21 protein-coding genes and 1 other RNA gene are annotated in these 21,182 nt (G+C 54.2%); 14 read left to right on the top strand and 8 right to left on the bottom strand.

Features of this window, described 5'->3' with window-relative positions; genetic code table 11:
* The first annotated feature begins 85 nt into the window (after nt 1-85).
* Complete coding sequence (locus QZ516_RS00220) at nt 86-1,264, top strand: hypothetical protein (RefSeq protein ID WP_297184658.1); 1,179 nt, start codon at nt 86-88, stop codon at nt 1,262-1,264.
* A complete protein-coding gene (locus tag QZ516_RS00215) occupies nt 1,261-2,283 on the top strand; it encodes a serine/threonine protein kinase (RefSeq protein WP_297184656.1) in 1,023 nt (340 codons plus the stop codon). Before QZ516_RS00220 ends, QZ516_RS00215 begins: the two co-directional genes overlap by 4 nt.
* A 15-nt stretch (nt 2,284-2,298) precedes the next feature.
* Here QZ516_RS00215 and rpiA read toward each other — a convergent pair whose 3' ends face one another.
* Nucleotides 2,299-2,994, bottom strand: coding sequence for a ribose-5-phosphate isomerase RpiA (rpiA, locus tag QZ516_RS00210; RefSeq protein ID WP_297184654.1), 696 nt, complete (start codon nt 2,992-2,994; stop codon nt 2,299-2,301).
* Nucleotides 2,995-3,137: 143 nt separating this feature from the next.
* Here rpiA and ilvA point away from each other — a divergent pair, with 143 nt between their 5' ends.
* Both ilvA and QZ516_RS00200 read left to right on the top strand, forming a co-directional pair.
* Nucleotides 3,138-4,649 carry a threonine ammonia-lyase, biosynthetic gene (gene ilvA / locus QZ516_RS00205; RefSeq protein ID WP_297184652.1) on the top strand — a complete coding sequence of 504 codons (1,512 nt, stop codon included), beginning with the start codon at nt 3,138-3,140 and terminating at the stop codon, nt 4,647-4,649.
* Nucleotides 4,650-4,679: 30 nt separating this feature from the next.
* A complete protein-coding gene (locus QZ516_RS00200; RefSeq protein ID WP_297184649.1) occupies nt 4,680-5,582 on the top strand; it encodes a prenyltransferase in 903 nt (300 codons plus the stop codon).
* A 22-nt stretch (nt 5,583-5,604) separates the two neighbouring features.
* Here the strand turns inward: QZ516_RS00200 and QZ516_RS00195 are convergent, their stop codons facing one another.
* The 6 genes from QZ516_RS00195 to QZ516_RS00170 form a co-directional block, all read right to left on the bottom strand.
* Nucleotides 5,605-7,005 carry an alkaline phosphatase gene (locus tag QZ516_RS00195; RefSeq protein WP_297184647.1) on the bottom strand — a complete coding sequence of 467 codons (1,401 nt, stop codon included), beginning with the start codon at nt 7,003-7,005 and terminating at the stop codon, nt 5,605-5,607.
* A 14-nt stretch (nt 7,006-7,019) separates the two neighbouring features.
* A complete protein-coding gene (pyk, locus tag QZ516_RS00190; protein ID WP_297184645.1) occupies nt 7,020-8,444 on the bottom strand; it encodes a pyruvate kinase in 1,425 nt (474 codons plus the stop codon).
* A gap of 28 nt (nt 8,445-8,472) precedes the next feature.
* Complete coding sequence (locus tag QZ516_RS00185) at nt 8,473-9,045, bottom strand: 5-formyltetrahydrofolate cyclo-ligase (protein WP_297184643.1); 573 nt, start codon at nt 9,043-9,045, stop codon at nt 8,473-8,475.
* 30 nt (nt 9,046-9,075) lie between these two features.
* Nucleotides 9,076-9,252, bottom strand: a non-coding RNA gene (gene ssrS / locus QZ516_RS00180) — 6S RNA.
* A 24-nt stretch (nt 9,253-9,276) separates the two neighbouring features.
* On the bottom strand, nt 9,277-9,588 hold the full coding sequence (locus tag QZ516_RS00175) for a cell division protein ZapA (RefSeq protein ID WP_036858714.1): 312 nt from the start codon (nt 9,586-9,588) through the stop codon (nt 9,277-9,279).
* 5 nt (nt 9,589-9,593) lie between these two features.
* A complete protein-coding gene (locus tag QZ516_RS00170; protein WP_036858713.1) occupies nt 9,594-9,800 on the bottom strand; it encodes a TIGR02449 family protein in 207 nt (68 codons plus the stop codon).
* Between the two features lie 193 nt (nt 9,801-9,993).
* On the opposite strand from QZ516_RS00170, the gene QZ516_RS00165 reads away from it, so the two are divergent.
* The 6 genes from QZ516_RS00165 to QZ516_RS00140 all read left to right on the top strand — a co-directional run bounded on the left by QZ516_RS00165 (nt 9,994) and on the right by QZ516_RS00140 (nt 16,247).
* Nucleotides 9,994-10,551: a UPF0149 family protein gene (locus QZ516_RS00165; protein WP_297184640.1), complete on the top strand. Its 558-nt coding sequence runs from the start codon at nt 9,994-9,996 to the stop codon at nt 10,549-10,551.
* Between the two features lie 41 nt (nt 10,552-10,592).
* Complete coding sequence (gene pepP / locus QZ516_RS00160) at nt 10,593-11,906, top strand: Xaa-Pro aminopeptidase (RefSeq protein WP_297184638.1); 1,314 nt, start codon at nt 10,593-10,595, stop codon at nt 11,904-11,906.
* Entirely contained in the window at nt 11,903-13,210 is a 1,308-nt protein-coding gene (gene ubiH, locus QZ516_RS00155) for a 2-octaprenyl-6-methoxyphenyl hydroxylase (protein ID WP_297184636.1), read from the top strand. Before pepP ends, ubiH begins: the two co-directional genes overlap by 4 nt.
* Nucleotides 13,203-14,441 carry a UbiH/UbiF/VisC/COQ6 family ubiquinone biosynthesis hydroxylase gene (locus QZ516_RS00150; RefSeq protein WP_297184634.1) on the top strand — a complete coding sequence of 413 codons (1,239 nt, stop codon included), beginning with the start codon at nt 13,203-13,205 and terminating at the stop codon, nt 14,439-14,441. Before ubiH ends, QZ516_RS00150 begins: the two co-directional genes overlap by 8 nt.
* An 89-nt stretch (nt 14,442-14,530) precedes the next feature.
* Nucleotides 14,531-14,917 (top strand): glycine cleavage system protein GcvH, encoded by a 387-nt coding sequence (gene gcvH, locus QZ516_RS00145; RefSeq protein WP_297184633.1) that lies wholly within the window; start codon nt 14,531-14,533, stop codon nt 14,915-14,917.
* 109 nt (nt 14,918-15,026) lie between these two features.
* Nucleotides 15,027-16,247, top strand: coding sequence for a class I SAM-dependent rRNA methyltransferase (locus QZ516_RS00140; RefSeq protein WP_297184631.1), 1,221 nt, complete (start codon nt 15,027-15,029; stop codon nt 16,245-16,247).
* A 12-nt stretch (nt 16,248-16,259) separates the two neighbouring features.
* Here QZ516_RS00140 and hemB read toward each other — a convergent pair whose 3' ends face one another.
* Nucleotides 16,260-17,273 (bottom strand): porphobilinogen synthase, encoded by a 1,014-nt coding sequence (gene hemB / locus QZ516_RS00135; RefSeq protein ID WP_297184629.1) that lies wholly within the window; start codon nt 17,271-17,273, stop codon nt 16,260-16,262.
* Between the two features lie 402 nt (nt 17,274-17,675).
* On the opposite strand from hemB, the gene QZ516_RS00130 reads away from it, so the two are divergent.
* From QZ516_RS00130 to QZ516_RS00115, 4 genes are all read left to right on the top strand, one after another.
* A complete protein-coding gene (locus QZ516_RS00130) occupies nt 17,676-18,062 on the top strand; it encodes a tautomerase family protein (RefSeq protein ID WP_297184627.1) in 387 nt (128 codons plus the stop codon).
* Nucleotides 18,063-18,210: 148 nt separating this feature from the next.
* Complete coding sequence (locus tag QZ516_RS00125) at nt 18,211-19,170, top strand: SMEK domain-containing protein (protein WP_297184625.1); 960 nt, start codon at nt 18,211-18,213, stop codon at nt 19,168-19,170.
* Nucleotides 19,163-19,405: a hypothetical protein gene (locus tag QZ516_RS00120; protein ID WP_297184623.1), complete on the top strand. Its 243-nt coding sequence runs from the start codon at nt 19,163-19,165 to the stop codon at nt 19,403-19,405. Before QZ516_RS00125 ends, QZ516_RS00120 begins: the two co-directional genes overlap by 8 nt.
* Entirely contained in the window at nt 19,392-21,113 is a 1,722-nt protein-coding gene (locus QZ516_RS00115) for a DUF2326 domain-containing protein (protein ID WP_297184621.1), read from the top strand. Before QZ516_RS00120 ends, QZ516_RS00115 begins: the two co-directional genes overlap by 14 nt.
* Nucleotides 21,114-21,182: the final 69 nt, after the last annotated feature.

Genomic DNA, 21,182 nt, shown 5'->3' with positions numbered 1-21,182 from the left:
GTCCCATCGCAGTAAATCCATCTGGACATTTATTTCTGCAGGCAGCAAAGTACCCACCTTTCAAAGCGAGGAGCGGATACCGGAAATGTCTTCAATTCTGTTTGAAAAGAAACGTGTGGATGTGAACCGTTCCAGTGTGCGCCTGACAGCCATACTGGTGGGGTTGTGTCTGTCATTTTACTGGCAGGCATTGCCCTATTTTCAGCAAGATATGGCGGCGGCTGCGTCGTTGAATCGCTGGCTGTTACCGGGACTTTTTTCGGCAGGGGCTATGCTGGCCTCGGGGTTGGCAGTATTTTTTATCCGTTTGGGCGATTGGCGGCGGTTGGTGTTGATTGGCGGACTCGGCTCTGCCTTCGCGTTGCTGGCAGCGGCGCTGGTATCCGGCGCCCTGTGGCTGATGGTCTGCCATGGTCTGGCTGGCCTGTTTGCCGGTTTGGGGCTGAGTGTGGTGGTCAGTTGCCTGGGCGATACGGTGAAACCGGTCAGCAGTTTTGCCTGGGCACTTTTTGTCCAGGCCCTGATGGCGGCAGGACTGACTTTTTTGGTGCCGTCATTTGCGCCGGGTGCCGACTCACAGCAGGTATTATTGGCGCTGGCCGGGCTGGCATTTCTGACGGTATTGCTGAGCCGCCTGTTGCCGACCAGCGGTGCCAAACGCCTGAGCTTGCTCAGCAGCCGCAACAGTCGGGCCGACCGGCAGTTGCTTCAGGTGGCGATAGCCGGTTTGTTGATCTTTTTGGGATGTGGCCTGTTCTGGTCGTCGCATCAACTGCAGTTCGAAACAGCGCAGCCGGCACTGGGGTTGGGCGCCTCGGCGATCATGTTGCTGTTGCTGGCCAGGGTGTTCGGTGCTTTGCTGGGCGCAATTTTGGCGGCCCGCCGGGGTTTTTTGCTGCCGGTTGGTATGGCGGGGGTGCTGGTGTTGGTGGCCGTTGTGTTATTGCAGGTTAAACCGGACAAAACCGGTTATCTCACGGCGTACGGTCTGCTGGGTGCGGCCGGGTTTTTTGTCGCAGCCTATCTGATGGGTTTGCTGGCGAAACTGGACAGCAGTGGACAGTTCTCACCACTGATTCTGACTATACCCCTGCTTGCCATTGTGGGTGCAATAATGGTGTCGGCGACACTGGTCAGTGAGCCGTCCCTGCAGTGGTTGCCGTGGGCAGGCGTGGTGTTCTGGGCGTTGGGGCTGCTCTTTTTTGCCAAGGTTGTTCGAGCCAACGGGCAGCTACTCACCGACCACAGTGTCCAATCCTCATGAACAGCGATGAGCAGCGGGATGTCAGTCACGCTGTCAATCCTGAGGAGCAGCCGTTTTATCGGCTCGGACCCGAGATTGTCATGGATGCGGTGGAGAGCATAGGTTATCACTGCGATGGGCGGCAATTCCCCCTCAACAGCTATGAAAATCGGGTCTATCAGATCGGTATTGAGGATCGCCAGCCGTTAATTGGCAAGTTTTATCGCCCCGCTCGCTGGAGCGACGAGCAGATCCTCGAGGAGCATCAGTTCTGTTTTGAGCTGGAAGCCCATGAGCTGCCTGTGGTTGCCCCCATTCGCGATGACCGGGGCCGCAGCCTGTTCGAATACAAGGACTACCGTTTTGCGCTGTATCCGAGGAGGGGAGGGTATGGTCCGGAGCTGGATAATCTCGATAATCTCTATTTGCTTGGTAAATTGCTGGGGCGTATCCACGCCGTTGGGGCGGTGCGCCCCTTTGTGCATCGGCCAACCCTGACCAGCAGGATTTTTGGCCATGAGGCCGCGGCGCTGGTCAGCGAACAGTTTATTCCCTCCGAGCTAAAGGAAGCTTACGACTCGCTGGTCAGGGATCTGCTCCAGGCGGTGGATCAAGCGATTGCGAATGCCGGTCCCATCGACTATATCCGGGTTCATGGGGATTGCCATGCCGGTAATATCCTGTGGCGTGATGACAATGCACATTTTGTAGACCTGGACGATGCGCGAATGGCACCGGCCATCCAGGATATCTGGATGCTGTTGTCCGGGAGCCGGGATCGCCAGACGGCACAATTATCGGAAATTATCGACGGCTACAATCAGTTCTTTGATTTTCACCCACGGGAATTGCAGCTGGTGGAAGCTTTCCGTTCACTGCGGATTATTCACCACGCGGCCTGGTTGGCGCGTCGCTGGAGCGATCCTGCCTTCCCCATGGGATTTCCCTGGTTCAATACGGTGCGTTACTGGAGTGAACACATTCTTGAATTGCGCGAGCAGTTCGCCGCGATGGCAGAACCGCCCCTGCAGGTGATGTAGCGCCGGTGACGGCAATCAGTCCACCGGGTAGACGGTCTTGACCCCGGTCGATGTGCCCAGCATCAGGGCATCTGCCGGGCGCAGGGCAAACAGGCCATTGCAGACCACGCCGGTGATATTGTTGATCTGCTCTTCCAGTTTGCGTACCGGACTGATGGGGAACAGGTGGTGTACGTCGAGAATGACGTTGCCATTATCTGTCTTCACGCCCTGCCGGTAGACCGGATCACCGCCCAGCTTGACCAGCTCCCGGGCCACGTGACTGCGTGCCATCGGGATCACTTCCACCGGCAGTGGAAAGGTGCCCAGATGCTCGACCCACTTGGACTGGTCGGCAATACAGAGGAATTCGCGAGCCACTGCTGCAACAATTTTCTCCCGGGTGAGGGCGCCGCCACCACCCTTGATCAGCTCCAGGTGGGGGTTCACTTCGTCGGCGCCGTCCACATAGAGGGTAATCTCATCGACACTGTTCAGGTCGTAGACGGGAATACCATGGCCCCGCAGCCGCTCGGCTGAGGCCTCGGAGCTGGCAACCGTGCCCGTTATTTTGGCCTTGTGTTCTGCCAGCAAATCGATATAAGCATTGGCCGTTGAGCCGGTACCAATGCCAATGGTGCTTTTGTCGTCAATGCGTTGCAGCGTGAATTCCACAGCAGCGGCGGCGACGGCCTGTTTCATTGCATCCTGGCTGTTCGATGGTGTGCTCATGGTTCTGCTTGCCCGATTTCAGAAGTGGCTGATTATACGGATCAACGGGTGAAAAGTCAGATAATCCCCCGCAGCGCTGGTGTTGTCGGAGGGGAAAATTTACTATTGCCCGTTGATCACATAATTGGACAGTATCCAGAAAAATGCCACAAAACTACGTAAAACGTATCCTCAATGCCCGTATCTATGACCTGGTGGTGGAAACCCCGGTAGATGAGGCCGCACAACTGTCCCAGCGTCTCGGTAACCGGGTACTGCTGAAACGGGAAGATTTGCAACCGGTGTTTTCCTTCAAGTTGCGCGGGGCCTATAACAAAATGCTCTGCCTCAGCGAGGAGCAACTCGCCAAAGGCGTGGTCGCTGCATCGGCGGGAAACCATGCCCAGGGCCTCGCCATGGCCGCCAAAAAACTGGGTGTCAAGGCAATCATTGTCATGCCGACCACCACACCACAGATCAAGGTCAATGCGGTGCGGGCTCGCGGGGCAAAGGTAGTCCTGCAGGGTGACACCTATGATGAAGCCTCGGATTACGCGCTCAAGCTGGTGACCGAAAAGGGCATGACGTATATCCACCCATTTGATGATCCCGATGTGATTGCCGGCCAGGGCACCATTGCGATGGAGATTTTACGGCAGGTATCCGGTCCCCTCGATGCAGTGTTCATTGCGGTTGGGGGCGGCGGTTTGGCGGCGGGGATGGCGGCATACATTAAGTATGTGCGACCTGAAGTCAAGGTGATCGCTGTGGAGCCGGAGGATGCTGCCTGCCTGGATGCCGCGATGAAAGCGGGTCGTCGGGTGCGCTTGAAGCATGTGGGTCTGTTCGCCGATGGAGCGGCCGTTGCCCAGATTGGCAAGGAGCCCTTTCGGGTACTCCGCAATACCATTGATGAAGTGATTACCGTGTCGGTGGACGAGATCTGTTCGGCGATCAAGGATACCTTTGAGGATACCCGATCCATTTGTGAGCCCGCCGGGGCGCTGGGTCTGGCCGGATTGAAAAAATATGTCGAGCGCACCGGGGTAAAAGGGCAGACGCTACTGGCGGTGGATTGCGGCGCCAATATCAATTTCGACCGGCTTCGTTATATCTCCGAGCGCACGGAAATCGGTGAAAAACGCGAGGCGATTCTGGCGGTGACGATTCCCGAACAACCGGGCAGCTTCAAGGCCTTTTGCGCCTCTCTCAGCAAGCGCAACATTACCGAGTTCAACTACCGCATGGGCGATCCCGCCGAGGCCCATATTTTTGTCGGTGTGCAGGTCTCCGGTGACGAGGATCGTCAGCAACTGGTGGCGGACCTGACCGACAAGGGATATTCGCTGGTGGATATGACCGACAACGAAATGGCCAAGCTACACATTCGCCATATGGTCGGCGGCCGCGCGCCGGAGGCGACCGAAGAGGTGGTGTACCGCTTTGAGTTTCCCGAGCGGCCCGCGGCACTGATGAATTTCCTCAATCAACTGGGAGGGAAGTGGAATATTTCCATGTTCCACTATCGCAACCACGGCGCTGCCTACGGTCGGGTTCTGGTGGGCCTGCAGGTGCCATTGGGCGAACAGAAGCTGGTGAGTCAGTTCCTTGACCAGCTGGGCTACACCTGGAAGGAAGAGACCCAAAATCCCGCTTACCAGTTTTTTCTGAGCTAGCATCGGGGAAAAACGGGGAGGATATGTGGCGTGCTGATAGCCCGGCGATTCCAGGCCATGTTGGCAATTGCCAGAGGCCCCTTCCTGCTGTTGACGCCGGCGGTACTGTTTCCTGCTGCCGCGGTCAGTTTTCAGCTAACCGGCAGATTGCCACTGGATTTGCTGTTGTTGATTGTTGTGGGCGCACTGGCGGCCCATGTGGCGGTCAATGCGCTCAACGAATACCAGGATTTTAAAAGCGGCCTCGATAATATCACCCATCGAACGCCGTTCAGCGGTGGTAGCGGGACGCTGCCTGACAGGCCTGCCCTGCTGGGCACTGCGCTGTGGCTTTTTATCGGTGCCTTTCTCCTCATGGTGCTGATCGGCGCCTACCTTTCATGGCGGGCGGGGCCTGGAATCCTCTCGCTGGGCCTGTTGGGTGGATTGATTATCGTTGCCTACACTCGCCTGATAAACCGAATGCCGATGGCGTGCCTGGTATCCCCCGGTGTGGGTTTCGGGCTGCTGATGGTTAACGGGACCGTGTATGTTTTGACAGGGGATTTTTTCGCCGCTGGACAATCCGTTGGCTGGGCGGTGTTCTTTCTGGTCAACGCCCTGTTATTGCTCAATCAGCTCCCGGATATCGATGCAGATCGGGCGGTGGGTCGACGTCATTTTCCGGTATTGCTGGGGGTGGTGGCCAGTGTTCGTATCTACCGGTTGTTGCTGCTGGGCGCATACGGTTCTGTGGTGATCGGCGTGGTACTTGGCCTGTTGCCATGGCCGGCATTGCTGGCATTGGCGACCCTGCCACTGGGGCTGATGATTACCCGTGATCTGCTGGGTAGTGGTGGCGATATTCCCGCCATGGTGCCTGCCCTGGGCAAGAATGTGTTGTTGGTGTTGTCGACCCCGGTGCTGCTGGGCATCGGCATTTTGCTGGGTTAGCACCGTTATCGGGACGGCCCGTTCAGGGCAGCTGCAAATGCTCTCGCATTAACCGGAAAATATCCCGTTGGCTCATCAACGCTGGAACTTCCAGCCCGTCAATCCCCTCGAGAAACACGGGAACATCAACCCCGGTGTGCTGTTCCCATCCCCCCTGGGGTGGAGCGTTGGTGGCATAGCCCACAGCCATCAGATCATCGTGCCGGGTTTTCAGTACGGCGTAATACCCCGGCGGGTATTGGGGACTTTGCAGCGATTCTGTCAAGGCCATATAGTTGTCGGGCAGGGGTAAAATCTGGCTGGCCTGACCATGATCTGCCGTGACGATGACCAGGGTGCCGGGATGCTGTTTGGCAAATTCGCGCCCGACCGCCACTGCACTGTCCAGCGCGCTCAATTCACCAATCTGACCACAGGGGTTGCGCCGATGGGCCTGCTTATCGATGGATGCTCCCTCGACCATCAGAAAAAACCCTCGCGAAGGGTCTCTGGATAACCGGGCAAGCGCCTTTCGGGTCATTTGGGCCAGTGTCGGTATGCCGTTGTGTCGGGGGTTTTTCAGGCAGTCAAAAGGCGCGGCGAACACAGGTTTTCCGGAGACCAGTTCGACAGCCTCGGCCTTGCGGTTGCCGCTGCCGATCCATTCCACCGGCAGATGTCCCGGTGAAAACAGACCGAGCAGTCGTGGCTCGGTCGATTGATCCGACGCATCATGTTGGCCGATATGGTCGATCAGTTGATAGCCCTGAGACCTGGCCTGATCCAGCAGTTGCGCACCCGAATGATTTTTCTGGGCAAAGTATTTTTTTCCGCCACCGAGTAAGACATCAACACGGGCATCAATGAGTTGTTCTGCGATGGAGCCGGGGCCGCCCTGTTGTTTCGAGTCGATGGCGCACTGCTGAGAGGGCGGCGCGTAGCTGATGGCGCGATTCATATCCTCCGGTCCCTGACAGTTGCGGTGTGCTGTATGGGCAACAAAAGCGGCGGGGGTGGCATCGGTCAGGCTGGCGGTGGTGACCAGCCCGGTGAGGAATCCAGATTCGCGGGCGGCCTGCAGGATAGTGGGCTGGTCGAAGTCCGTTCCGGCGCTGGTGGCAATGCGGCCAATGCTGGTGAGTTGACCGGTGGCCAGCGTCGACGCGGAGTTGGCGCTATCGGCGATAAAAGTGAACCGGTCTGGTCGGTTTTCCAGCAGGGTCTGTACCCGGACAGAACTGCGGACTGGCAATTGTTCCATCGCCAGGAGACCTTCTTCCGGCCCGAGTAGGTAATTGCGCGCCATGGTGATTTGGTGTTCATCCATGCCATCGCCGATAAAAAGAATCACATTGGCTGGCTTGACGGTGTCGCCGAATACTGCACCAGTAGCGAGGAGCCCGCTGATGAGAAGCGTTGCCAGTATTCGACGGAACTTAAGCATCGTCTTGCCTGGTGCTACTCGATAGGCACTTTCAACAGATCCCCCAGTTTTCGGATCTGTATGGCATCAATGCCGGATCCGGCGAGGGCGTCGGAAATAACCACCAGTCGATCCTCCGGGGTAAATTCGGCCCGTTCAATGAGGATGTTGGCCGCTGTGGCGAGGGTTTTTTCCGGGTCTTCACTGAAGTTGATACGGAAACTCAGGACGTTGCGGTTCAGAACCAGCTGACGGCGAGTGCGACTGTCGTTGGTAAAGGCGCAGATAATCGGTGCCTGGGGATGGCAGTTGGTGACATAACCTGCCATACGTCCCCGGCGGGTGGGTACAATAATGGCCTTGGCTTTGATTGATTCAGCCAGCTTCACGGCGGCGGCGGCAATCTCTTCCTTGTCATTTTTGAGAATCAGGTTATCGGTAAAGCGAAGGCCCCGGCTGAGTTCGATGGAACGGGCAATTCGATCGAGAATCTCCACGCATTTAACCGGGTATTTGCCGATGGTGGTTTCGCCGGACAACATGATCGCGTCGGCTTCTTCATAGACGGCGTTGGCCACGTCCGTGACTTCGGCGCGGGTGGGCATGGGGTTTTCAATCATGGATTCCAGCATGTGGGTGGCAACGATGACCCGTTTACCCTCCTGGGCGCAGAGACGGATAATGCGCCGTTGTACCCGGGGCAGTTTTTCAATAGCGATCTCCACTCCGAGATCACCCCGCGCCACCATCAAACCGTCCGACACTTTGATGATTTCCCGGACGTTCTTGACGCCCTCCTGGTCTTCGATCTTGGAGATCACCTTGATTTTGTCGGCTTTATCCCCGAGCAGTTGGTGGAGCTGATGAATATCTTCAGCGTCGCGCACGAAAGAGAGCGCAATAAAATCCACCTCCTGTTCGATCGCGAATTCAATATCGCGCTTGTCCTTTTCGGTAATGGCCGGAAGGTTTACCCTGATGCCGGGCAAATTCACATGGCGCTTGCTCTTCAGTACGCCGCCATCGACGACGCGGCAACGCATCACACGATCTTCCTTGCTGAGAACCTCGAGATTGATCAGGCCGTTATCCACGGTAATCTTATCGCCGATCTCTACATCGTCGATCAGGTTTTCATAGTTGATGCGGATGGAGCTCGCCTCCACGTCATCCTCGCCCCGCGCAACCACCGAGATTTCATCGCCCTGCTTCAGGTCGAGCTCATTGTGGATGTCGCCGGTGCGAATTTCAGGACCCTGCGTGTCTATCAGGACGGCAATCGGATGATGGCGTTTTTTGTTGAGGGTTCGTACTGCCTTGATAACCCTGGCGTGGGATTCATGGTCGCCGTGTGACATATTGAGTCGCACTACGTTCATACCGGCATTGGCCAGTTGTTCCAGCATGTCGTAGGACTCGGTAACGGGTCCTATGGTACAAATAATTTTGGTTTTGCGCATATCGAGAAGGCTTCTTGACCTGACTGGACTAACGAATCTGAATAATATCCCGTTCGGTAACGATGGCTTGTAATGGGATATCCCAGGGTTGCGGAGCAATACTATCAGTTTCCTGACAGCTGTGGGCTAAACCGATGAATTTGGTCAGCCTGAAACTCTGACTCAGGGTGCGGTCGTAAAAGCCGCCGCCCATGCCCAGCCGGTTGCCCTGTCGGTCAAAGGCGACCATAGGTAAAAGAACCACGTCTATAGCCAGCAACGGAACGATTCGGTTGCGGCGCAGGGGTGGCTCAGCTATACCGAAGCGGTTGCCTGTCAGCGGTTGTCCTGTGCGGTAGCGGACAAAGTGCAGGCGATTCTGTTTCAGGGGGTGCAGTACGGGCAGATGGCAGGCTTTGCCCGCTGCTTCGGCGATTCCCATCGCTATAAGTGGGTCTATTTCGCCGTCATTGGCCAGATAGAAAGCGATGTTCTTGCCAAACAGAAAAGCCGGTAGCCGACATAATTGCCGGGCAAGTCCGTGACTGGCATCGGCTTGCTGTGGTGCGGACAGCGACTGGCGTTTTTGACGCATTTCTTTACGAATGGCTTTGTTGTCCATCGCTGCTCGGTCTTATTCGGTGTTGATTGGAGGGTCCCCGGAAGTGCCGCTGTCAATGTGGCCTTGAACCGTAAAGTTCAAGGTGGTGGGTAACGCAATACTTTAGGCTTTCCGTCACGCGGACTTGCACACCGTACAGACTGTTACCCTCCAGGTTACAGATTATCGGCTCAAGGACTTGTCGACTGGCAAGCACCCCAGGGCGTTCCGACAGTATAGCTCAGAGAGTCGTCAAAAGGAGGAGGTGGAAGGCTCAAAACTTTCCAGGGCGGAGGAGAGTTTGCGATCCAGGCGCTGAAAGGCTTCAGCGGAAAGGCTATGGCTGGCGGTTTGGGCTTCCAGCTTGGACAGGTCATAGGTGAGGTTCAATGCTGCCATCACGGCGATACGCTCCAGTCCGATAACGCCGCCACTGTTGCGGATCGAACGCATGCGCTCATCCAGTGCACGGGCAGAGAGCAGCAGGGCATCGCGCTCCTCTGGCGGACAACTGACCTGATATTCCTTGTCGAGGATGCGGATGTTGACAGTCTGCGGGTTCATCCGGTTCAGCCTTCGTTATTGAGGTTTTTGAGTCTGACAATCATGTGCTCAACCCGGTTGCGAGCCAGTTCATTTTTTTCCAGGAGCTTGCTGCGTTCCTTTAAAAGGGTCGATTCACGCTCGCGCAGGGAGAGGTTTTCTTTCTGCAGGCGCGCACAGATATTGATCAGTCGATCAATTTTCTGTTCAAGGGTTTGTAAATCTTCTGACATGGACCCAACCGTGAATATAATTGCAGACCACTATATTGTGCCCTAACACGTCGGTCAATAATCCTTACAGTGCTTCGAGAAATATTGTCTAGCCTGTTATGGGAGCTGGGGTTTTTATTTCTGCCATACGGCGGGATGATTGGCCTTGGGAAGGGTGGTAGGATTCCCCTTCATTTGCTTGCCGGAAGTACAGATGAATATGGATTTTAATGACATTGCCGATGCGTTTTTACGCGCCAATTTGCCGGGTAGCCCTGCCGAGTTGCATGGCCTGTTGTGTGGTCGTATCAGCGGTGGCCAGCATGCCGGTGGAGAAGAATTAATTACCATGGTCTGCCAGTTGCTTGATGTGGTCACGGAGCGGGTGGAGGACCTCGGCGACGTATTGCCAGATCTGCACCTTTTTTCGCTTGAATCGATCAGCAGTGGCACCTATGAGTTTCAACCCTTGCTGCCGGGTGACGAGGTGGAGCTGAATCAGCGCCTGCTGTCATTGGGAGAATGGTGCCAGGGTTTCCTGTTCGGTCTCGGTAGCGCCGGGCTTTCCGATGACACAACGTTGACCGGGGATATCGCCGATGCGTTGGGTGATCTGGCCGCTATTTCCCAGATCGGCACCCTGGATGAAGAAAGTGAAGAAGACGAAGTCAGTTATACTGAGCTGGTCGAATACGTCAGGGTGGCCGTACTATTGGTCTATGCGGAGTTGAACAAGAAAGTCGACGACCCCCTATCCCCGACACTTCACTAGATTTTTACCGCCAGGATCCTGTCCGGAGACACCGTAGTTATATGATTAGCAAGCAGGAATTTGCCCGCCGCCGCCGGACTCTTATGGAGCTGATGACGGATAACAGTATTGCCGTCATCACTGGCGCTGCCGAGCGCATTCGCAATCGGGATACGCATTACCCCTATCGCCAGGATAGCGATTTTTATTATCTGACCGGTTTTTCGGAGCCCGAGGCTGTGCTGGTGCTCATCCCCGGTCGCGAACAGGGCCAGTTCCTGCTGTTTTGCCGGGAGCGCAATCCCGAGCGCGAAATATGGGATGGCTACCGGGCTGGTCCGGAGGGAGCATGCAGCGAATACGGTGCAGACGACGCGTTCCCCATCGACGATATTGACGATATTCTGCCGGGTCTGCTCGAGGGCCGCGAAAAGGTCTATTACGCAATGGGTAGGGACCCCTCTTTCGATCGCCACCTTATGGAGTGGATCAACAGTATCCGTTCCCGTTCGAGGGCCGGGGTCAGTCCGCCGGGGGAGCTTGTCGATCTCGATCATTTTTTGCACGAGTTGCGGCTGTTCAAGAGTGCCGGTGAGCAGAAGATCATGCGGGCGGCGGCGAGTATTTCTGCCAGAGCACATTGCCGCGCCATGCAGGTCTGCGGTCCGGGCATGTACGAGTATCAGTTGCAGGCCGAGATTGAACACGAATTCGCCATGGCCGGTGCCCGTTTCCCGGCCTACAACTCTATCGTCGGCGGGGGCGCCAACGGCTGCATTCTTCACTACGTGGAAAACAGTGCCAAGCTGACCAGTGGTGACCTCGTACTGATCGATGCCGGGTGTGAGCTGGAGCACTATGCCTCCGATATTACCCGCACATTTCCGGTGAACGGCCGTTTCTCGTCTGAACAGAAAGCGATCTATGACGTGGTATTGCAGGCCCAGCTTGAAGCCATCAAAGCCTGCAAGCCGGGCAATCACTGGAATGAACCTCACCAGGCCACGGTGGGAGTTATCACTGACGGTCTGGTGGAGCTGGGTATTCTCGACGGCGAGCGGAATGAGCTGGTGGAAACCGGGGCCTATCGCGACTTTTATATGCACCGCGCCGGCCATTGGCTGGGTATGGATGTCCACGATGTGGGCGATTACAAGGTGCACGATGAGTGGCGATTACTGGAGTCCGGGATGGTTCTGACCGTCGAGCCCGGTATCTATATTGCCAGAGATAATCCCCGGGTCGATGAGCGCTGGCGGGGCATTGGCATACGCATTGAAGATGACATCCTGTTGAGTGGTTCGGGTGCGGTTGTGCTGAGCGCCGATGCGCCCAAGACAACCAGTGATATTGAAACTCTGATGGCCGGCAAATGACGGGCCGCGCTGCCGCTGAATCTGCGGTGGATATCGCCATTGTCGGTGGTGGCATGGTGGGGGCCAGTCTGGCATTGCTGCTGTCCCACCTGAAGGCAGACTGGCGTATTCGGGTGATTGAATCCTTCCCCCTGCAAAGCACTGCAACCCTGTCGCCGAGTTTTGACGGGCGCTCTACGGCGCTTTCTCACAGCAGCCGGGAAATTTTTGAGCTGCTGGGGCTCTGGCAATCGCTGTATTCCGGCCTCACTGAGATTCGGCAAGTGCACGTCTCCGACCGGGGCCATTTTGGCAGGGCCCGGCTCACGGCTGCCGAGCAGAACCTGCCCGCGCTGGGCTATGTGGTCGAGAACCGCCAGCTGGGCGACGTATTGATGGCTGCGCTGCAGCGAGCGCCGGGTGTGGAAGTAACCGCACCGGCTCAGGTCGTGGCTGTCAGCCCATCGAGCCGGGGCATGCAGTTGCAGGTTTCCTCCGATGACACGGATGCCGTCGAGATGATCAGTGCCGATCTGCTGGTGGTGGCCGATGGTGCACAATCCCAAACCCGTCAACGGCTGGCGATTGATTCCCGGTGTAAGGATTATGGGCAGGCTGCCGTGGTTGCCAATATCGGGTTGCAGCTGGATCATGGCGGCATCGCCTATGAGCGCTTTACCGATCTTGGCCCGATGGCCATGTTGCCACTGCAGCCAATGGCCGGAGAGCACCGCTGTGCAATGGTCTGGACCATGCCGCCAGAGCAGGCGGCTGAATTGCTGGCGGCTGATGAGGCGGAATTTCTCGCCCGGCTACAGCAGCGGTTTGGCTATCGGCTGGGTCCCTTTGTCCGGGTGGGGAGCAGGCAGGTGTATCCCCTGAGTCTGATCACCAGTGAAGAACAGGTGCGCAGGCACCTGGTTGTGGTCGGCAATGCTGCGCATTCGTTGCACCCGGTGGCGGGGCAGGGATTTAATCTCGCCCTGCGCGATGTGGCTGTGCTGGCGGAGACACTGGGTGAAGCAGCGGAAAACCACCAGGCCCCGGGGGAGTTGAGCGTGCTGCAACAGTACCTTCAGCGGCAGCAACTGGATCAGCAACAGACCATTTTGTTGAGCGATTTTCTCCCCCGGGTGTTCGGCATGCATTCCATCCCGATGGCGTTGTTGCGCAATACCGGTTTGCTGGCGCTGGACACGGTGCCGCTGCTGCGCCATCAATTTACCCGGCTCGGTATGGGGCTTGAGACACGGGGAACACCCATGTTGGGAAATACGTTGGGAAATACGTTGGGAAATACGTTGGGAAATACGACCGGTGGCTGAAAAAGAGCAGGTGATCGAAAAGTCGTTTGATATTGTCGTCGTGGGTGCCGGCATGGTCGGTGCCAGTCTGGCTGTGCTTATCGCCGGGTCCAGTTGGGGGCAATCACTGCGCATCGGGGTTCTGGAAGCGCGTCCCTTTACGATGCCGGACCTTTCGAGCAGCTTTGACCCCCGGGTTGTGGCGCTGACGGAATCGTCTCGACAATTGTTCGATCAAATGGGCGTTTGGTCGTCGATCGCGGCGCAGCGTGTCTGTGCCTACCATCGTATGAAAATCTGGGAAGCCGATGGCACCGGTCATATCGAATTTGACTGTGCCGATGTGCGTCAGCCCAACCTGGGTCATATTGTTGAGAATGCACTGATTGTCGGGGCGCTGCTGCAGCGGTTGGATGACATGCCCAATGTGGAGCTGTTGTGCCCTGCGGTGGTCGATGGCCTGACCATTGCCGGCAGTGATTCTGACATGGCCGTTCTGACCCTGTCGGACGGCCGGTCCGTCCGTGCCGGGCTGGTGGCCGCAGCCGATGGTGCGAACTCCGGTATTCGCAGGTTGTGTGGTCTGAAGCTCCGGCAATGGGATTATGGCCATCATGCGATTGTGACAACGGTGACCACAGCAAAGAGCCACGGCCATACGGCAAGGCAGCGTTTTCTGCCAACCGGGCCACTGGCGTTTCTGCCACTGTTGGGCGACGGCGGTGACACTCGACAATGCTCCATTGTCTGGTCTCAACAAACCCCGGTGGCGGAGTCGCTGATGGCGCTCGATGACCAGGGGTTTTGTCAGGCCCTCGGTCAGGCGGCAGACCATTGCCTGGGGGAAGTGGTGGCTGCCGATCGCCGTCACTGCATTCCGTTGTGGCAGCGCCATGCGGTCGATTACACGGTGCCAGGTGTCGCCCTGCTGGGAGATGCGGTCCACAGTATTCATCCCTTGGCGGGGCAGGGTGTCAATCTGGGTTTGCAGGATGCGGCTGTGCTGGCAGAGGAAGTGCAGCGGGCATTGCAGCGGGGATTGCCCCCCGGCGACAGATTGGCGCTGGCGCGCTACCAGCGCCGCCGCAAGCCACAGAACCTGGCGATGATGGCGGCCATGGAGGGTTTCAAGCGTCTGTTTGAATCTGACAGGCTGCCGTTGCGATTGCTGCGCAATGACGGTATGGCCCTGTTTAACGGCGCCGGACCACTGAAAAAGCGGCTGATCCGGCAGGCCATGGGCCTGACATAGTGAGTTCGGCTGATTCGGTACTTCTGTTTGCGCCCGATCGGGTTTAGAATCGCCGACAGTTTTAGATCGTCAATATCGAGGAGATCACCATGAGCGAGACACCCGGGGACCTGAAATATGCTCCTACCCATGAATGGGCCCGTGATGAGGGCGATGGCACTGTGACAGTGGGGATTACCCAGCATGCACAGGACAGTCTGGGTGACGTGGTTTATGTGGAACTGCCCGAGATTGGCGCTGTGCTGGTGGCGGGTGATGACGCCGGGGTTGTCGAGTCAGTAAAGGCGGCCTCGGATATCTATGCCCCGGTCTCCGGTGAGGTGATTGCCATTAATGAGCTGCTCGAGAATGCCCCGGAAACGATCAACGATTCCCCCTATGACGACGGCTGGTTCTTCAGGCTGAAAATGTCTGACCCCGATGAGCTGGAAGATCTGCTCGACGCCGACAGTTACCAGGATCTGGCCAGCGATTAGTAACGTCGGTTAGCAGGATCAAGGATCAAGGCGGTTCAGTTTCCGCCACGCAGAGCTGCCAGGTGGCAGCTCTTTTTGTTTGTAGCTTTATCTCTTTTTGGAGTTAGCCATGTCAGTTGAATCGCCCGTCGAGCAAAGCCCGGTAGCCAGTTTGCGCCTCAAGACCGGGGCAGACCGTCGGTTGCGCGCGGGCCACCTCTGGATATACAGCAATGAGGTGAATACCGACATGACCCCGCTGAAAGGCCTTTCGGCTGGTGCGGTTGTCGTTGTCGAAGATGCCAGAGGGCATTTTGTCGGCATGGCCTCGGTGAACCCGTCCACCCTGATCTGTGCCCGGCTGTATTCTCTGGAGCAGGGCTGTCAGCTCGATCGCAACCTGATTGTGCTGCGCCTAAGGCAGGCCATGAAGCTGCGTGAGCAGTGTTTCGAGAAGCCCTTTTATCGGGCGATCTTTGGTGATTCCGACCTGCTGCCCGGTCTGGTGGTCGATCGGTTTGGCGATTATCTGTCGGTACAGCTGACCACGGCGGCTATGGACAGCCGACGGGATGAGGTGATTGCGGCGCTGGATGAAGTGTTGTCTCCGGCGGGCATCCTGCTGCGCAACCAGGGCTCTTTTCGCACCATGGAAGGTTTGCCGGAGTACGTGGAGGTCGTGGCCGGGGACATCCCTGAACGGGTGGAGCTGGAGGAAAACGGTGTTCGCTTTATGGCGCCGCTGCTCACCGGTCAAAAAACCGGCTGGTTTTACGATCATCGGGAAAACCGCCAGCGCCTGCAGCATCTGGCAAAAGACAAGTCGGTGCTGGATGTCTACAGTTACGTGGGTGGCTGGGGCGTGCAGGCGGCCGTCGCCGGTGCCAGCTCGGTTACCTGTATCGACGTGTCGGGCGACGCCCTGGCCCTGGCGCAGGAGAATGCCGTTCTCAATGATTACCGGGGCGAATTTACCACCCTGCAGGGCAAGGCCAATGACCTGATGAAATCCGTGCTGGACCAGGGTCGCACCTACGACCTGGTGGTGCTGGACCCGCCGGCCTTTATCAAGCGGCGCAAGGATCAGCGTCAGGGTGAAAAGGCCTATCATCAGATCAACCAGTTGGCGCTCAGACTATTGGCCCCGGGCGGCACACTGGTTTCCGCCTCCTGTTCCATGCATTTGTCGCGGGAGGCGCTAATGGATGTCGTGAAAACGGCGGCGGCTCACCGGCATCGCCAGCTGCAGGTTTTTGCACAGGGCGGGCAGGGCCCCGATCACCCCGTGCATCCGGCCATTGCGGAAACCAGCTATCTGAAAGCAATTTTTGCCCGGGATATTGCCGGTTGAAAGGTGCGCTGGCTAGTCGTTCAGCAGGCGGGCGGCTTCCATCGCAAAATAGCTCAGTACCCCATCGGCACCGGCGCGCTTGAAGCACAACAGTGATTCGAGAATGATCTGCTCGCGATTCAGCCAGCCGTTCTGGAACGCCGCCACATGCATGGCGTATTCGCCACTCACCTGATACACAAAGGTGGGGGCTTTCAATTCATCTTTCACCCGGCGCACCACGTCCAGATAGGGCATGCCCGGTTTCACCATGATCATGTCCGCGCCCTCCTGCAAATCGAGGGCGCACTCGTGCAGCGCTTCGTCGCTATTGGCCGGGTCCATCTGATAGGTTTTCTTGTCGCCACCCTTGATATTACCCACTGAGCCAACCGCGTCCCGGAACGGACCGTAGTAACTGGACGCATATTTGGCCGAGTAAGCCATGATGCGGGTATTCACATGATTGGCCTGTTCCAGTGCTGTCCGCACTGAACCAATGCGACCATCCATCATGTCCGAGGGTGCCACCACATCGGCACCGGCGGCGGCGTGGGACAGCGCCTGTTTCACCAGTGTTTCAACGGTGATGTCGTTCAACACATAGCCGCTCTGGTTATCGATAATGCCGTCCTGGCCGTGCACCGTGAACGGGTCCAGCGCCACATCGGTCATCACCCCCAGTTCTGGCACCGCATCCTTGATGGCTTTCACCGCCCGCTGGGCGAGGCCGTCGGGGTTGTAGGCCTCCTCCGCCAGCAGGCTCTTGGCGGACTGCGGTGTCACCGGGAACAGCGCAATGGCGGGAATGCCGAGACCGGCAATTTCCCGCGCCTGTTTCACCAGCAGATCAATAGACAGCCGTTCGATCCCGGGCATCGAGGCCACCGCCTCGCGCTGGCCTGCACCCTCCAGCACAAATACCGGGTAGATCAGGTCGTTGGGGGTGAGCACCGACTCGCGCACCAGACGACGGGAGAAGTCGTCGGCACGGTTGCGACGCAGGCGGGTGGCGGGAAAAGGGCCGCGATTATGGCTGAAACTCATGGAGGCTCCGGATTCAGATAAGCGTGAAGATGATAGGTGGGATGGGACGGTTAATCAATTTGTTGGTGGATGGGGCCACTAACAGCGGTTGCGACTGCAGGGCCGCAGTGAAATACTGCATGCGGGAAGCAACCAAAACCAAAGGAAGGGTAATAGCGATATTGCAAAAATATCCTTTCGAGTTGGCAGCGTATTCAGCTTGCCAGCTTTTTTTGTCCAGCAAACCAAACACGACCCTGAAACAGATTTTGGACATCTGATGACGTATAGATTGTTATGAAGGTCAACGTGTTACGGAAGACTACGGGTGCCAGCATAATATATTACAGTGGCCGCCTTTTAATAATTATTATGAGGCCGAAGGCCTCATTAACAGACTGTTACACGTATTAAGGAAATAGCATGATTGTAGTTTATGGAATCAAGGACCAGCTAAATCCAATAAAGGCCAAACTGTCGGATGTCATTCATGGCTGCATGCAGTCTGTTCTAGGTATGCCGGAAGATAAGCGTGCGCATAGATTTATCCCCTTGGAACGAGAGGATTTCTATTACCCTGGTGGCAGAAGCGACGCCTATACAGTCATTGAAATCAACATGATGTCCGGCCGGAAGCCGGAAACTCAAAAGGCTCTTATCAAGTCGTTATTCCAAGAGCTCGAGTCGCAGCTATCCTTAGCGTCAATTGACGTTGAAATTACGATCAAGGAGCAGCAGCCGCATCAGTGGGGATTTCGCGGGATGACAGGGGATGAAGCGAATGACCTCAAGTATAAAGTCAACGTGTAACAAAGCCATTAAATTCGCTCCCTGCGGTCGCCGGACCTCGTTTCACTCGGCCGTTTATGGCGGGCGTTATGCGTATGATTTCGAGCTTAGCCAGCCTTTATATAAGACTGTATAGTGTGATGAACGCGCCCAAAATAATGAACGTAAGATGAATCGCCAAGACTATCAAAAATCAGTTATCAACTCGCTTACTTGGCTTTCTACTCAGGTAACAGTACACAATAGACTGAACCTTACGGACATAAACGTTCACTCCGAAAACTTCTATCGCGATCTGTTGAATCTGGCTTTTGGTTACGGTTTAGTCAACATTAACATCATCGATCCCAACGCTGCCGCTATAGACCTTGGCGACGAAGGAAATAAGTTTGCTATTCAGGTGACTTCTACTTCAGCACTTACCAAAACAAGACACACCGTTACTAAGTTTATTGAAAAAGGCTTGTACGAAAAGTACGACCGTCTAGTAATTCTAAACATCACAGCGAAGACCGCACACACTACCCCAACTGTTGGAGACGACACTTACCGCCTGAACACCAAAGAAGATATATGGGACATTGGTGACTTGGCTGTAATGATCAATAACTTAGAGCTGTCAAAAATTCAGGAAATCAGTAACTTTCTGAATCAGCAGCTATACATGAAGCCCACTGAAAGCCTTCCGCGTAATGTGGAAACCATTTTACGGCTAATTGAACTAATCAGTGACGAAGAACACCCCGCAGCTGGTGAAGGGTTCCTTGTTGAACCATTTCCAGACGAAAAAATTAATAAACGTTTTTCAGATCATTCAGATTTCTTGAAACAAGAGTTCCTAACACTTTATCAGGATTACGGTGCTGTTCTTGATTCAGTTGAACAAGAATCAGATATTGGTCAGGTTAAAATTCGCCGGGTTTCTCAACATTTGCGAGTTTACAGCGATAAGGTGTTAACTGAATGTGCTGGTGACCCGAAAAAGGCGCTTGAAAAGCTAATTGATAACTTTATTGGAATGTTGAACGAAAACGGTTTTGAAGCTGATACTGGTGCTGCGCAGTTCTATATTGTTAAGCATCTAATTAAGTGCAACGTATTTCCAAACAAGGAAGTAACAAATGGCTAACTTGTTCACAAAAGATGAAGACTTAATGAAGTCAGCCCCCTTTATCGGGTCAGAAATATTAAAGCAGCTACAGAGTAGTGATGATGGTCGAATTAGCATTTTCGATCTGGCAAAGAATTTAAGAAAGACCAATAAAATAACGGCACGAAGCATCTACTATGGAATGCTTTTCTTGTATTCCTTAGATATAGTTGAATTCGACGAACCATATTTGATTAAAAATGTTGCAGCTTAAGAAACTTTACAGCGAACCCGAAGTTTTTGAACCCATTACTTTTGAAGAAGGGTTCAACCTTATATTAGGTGAAACCACTGAAGGTAATGTAAAAACTAACGGCGTGGGAAAATCCATGGCTGTAGAATTCATCAACTACGCCTTGCTGAAACGCCACAACGATAGCCGCGTATCACTAATACCTGAAGAAGATTTATCACGTGATACAACCGTATGTTTAGACTTTGAATTAAATGGTCACTCCATTACTTCTAGGCGGGTTATAAATGATCAAGAGTGCCCGATTCTAATCATAGACGGCGAAAGAAAATCTTACTCTAGGCTTTCTGATGCTAACGACCACCTAAGCACCTTACTATTTGCAGACGCAGTATATGAAAATCCACCATCATTTAGAATGATGATGGGCCCATTAATGCGTGATGAAGGTTCTGAATTTAAGTCCATTATTAGCTGTTTCGACACAAATAAAAGAATACCACCCGACTACACGCCGCATCTTTTTTTACTGCACGTTGATCCTAATCCATACAGTGAAGCCAAGCGGCTATATTCTGAAATGGAAAACGTTTCAAAAGCCAGAAAAAAGATGGAGGAAAATATAACCGCTCTTACATGCAAAAACGTATCAGAATCCAAGGCGGACTTAAACGAATTGGAAAACCAAGTGCGTAGAATTCAGGGTGACATTGACAGGCTTGAGAATATCGAAGGCTTTGATACCGTAAAAGATGAAATCATTGATATTGAGAATCAACTAGAACAAGAACGCTCAAAGCAAGGCGTTCTAAAATCAGAGCTATCAAAAATAAAACTTTTTCGCGGCGACAATTATATTGACGGCCAGGAAGTTGCAGACCTTTACAATCAGTTCAAAGAGGGCTTGGGCGACTTAATTAAACGCGAACTGGATGAAGTCACATCTTTCAAACAAAAGATTGACGACTTTCAGCGAAGCATAATGGATGATAGAAAATCTTCGATAGAACAAGAAATAAAGGTATTCGAAGAAAGTATATCTTCACTCACCAAGCTGTACAGGGAAAAAATATCATTGCTTGACCAAGAAGGTCTACTTGTCAGCTTAAAGCAAACAATCGCCATACACGAAAAAAAGATTGAAGAGTTTTCCGCCTTATCATCATTCATCCAAAAACACTCTGATTACGACAGCGAACACAAAGCAAAAAAACGTGATCGAGAAAGTGAAGTATATCTATTAGAAAGTTATGTGAATAATTCACAAGAAGTGATTGACTCTTTTGAAAGAACAATTCTTGATATGCACGATTATATTTTTGGAAACAGAAGAAGCTCTTTTGAAATTGAAGTTTCAAAACGAAAAGAAGTTTTGAAATTTGAACTTCGCACTGACTCGGATGGTAGCCACAGCATCAACAGAGAAAAAGTTTTTCTATATGACTTTGCCTTGCTGACAAATCCAGAAACATCGAAGCATCACCCTGGCTTTTTAGTTCATGACAATATTTTTGATGTTGACCAAGACACTTTAATTAAAAGTATTAATTACATTGGCGAAAATATCGGCTTACTTAGTGGCAGGCAATACATACTTACTATTAATAGTGATAAATTTAGTAGTTCAGATTTAGAATTATTAAACATAAGGCTTAATGACTACTCCCGCGCGGCATTTACAAAAGAGAACAGATTTTTGAAGATGCAATACCAAGAGTTGTCTCCCTAGCCACCATGGAAAAGCGCATGAATAAGTGGGGTCAGATAAGACTTTTAATATTTGGGGTCAAAATAAAGG

The organism is uncultured Porticoccus sp., from assembly GCF_913061305.1.
Taxonomy (GTDB): domain Bacteria; phylum Pseudomonadota; class Gammaproteobacteria; order Pseudomonadales; family Porticoccaceae; genus Porticoccus.
This window is presented reverse-complemented; position numbering and strand designations above follow the sequence as displayed.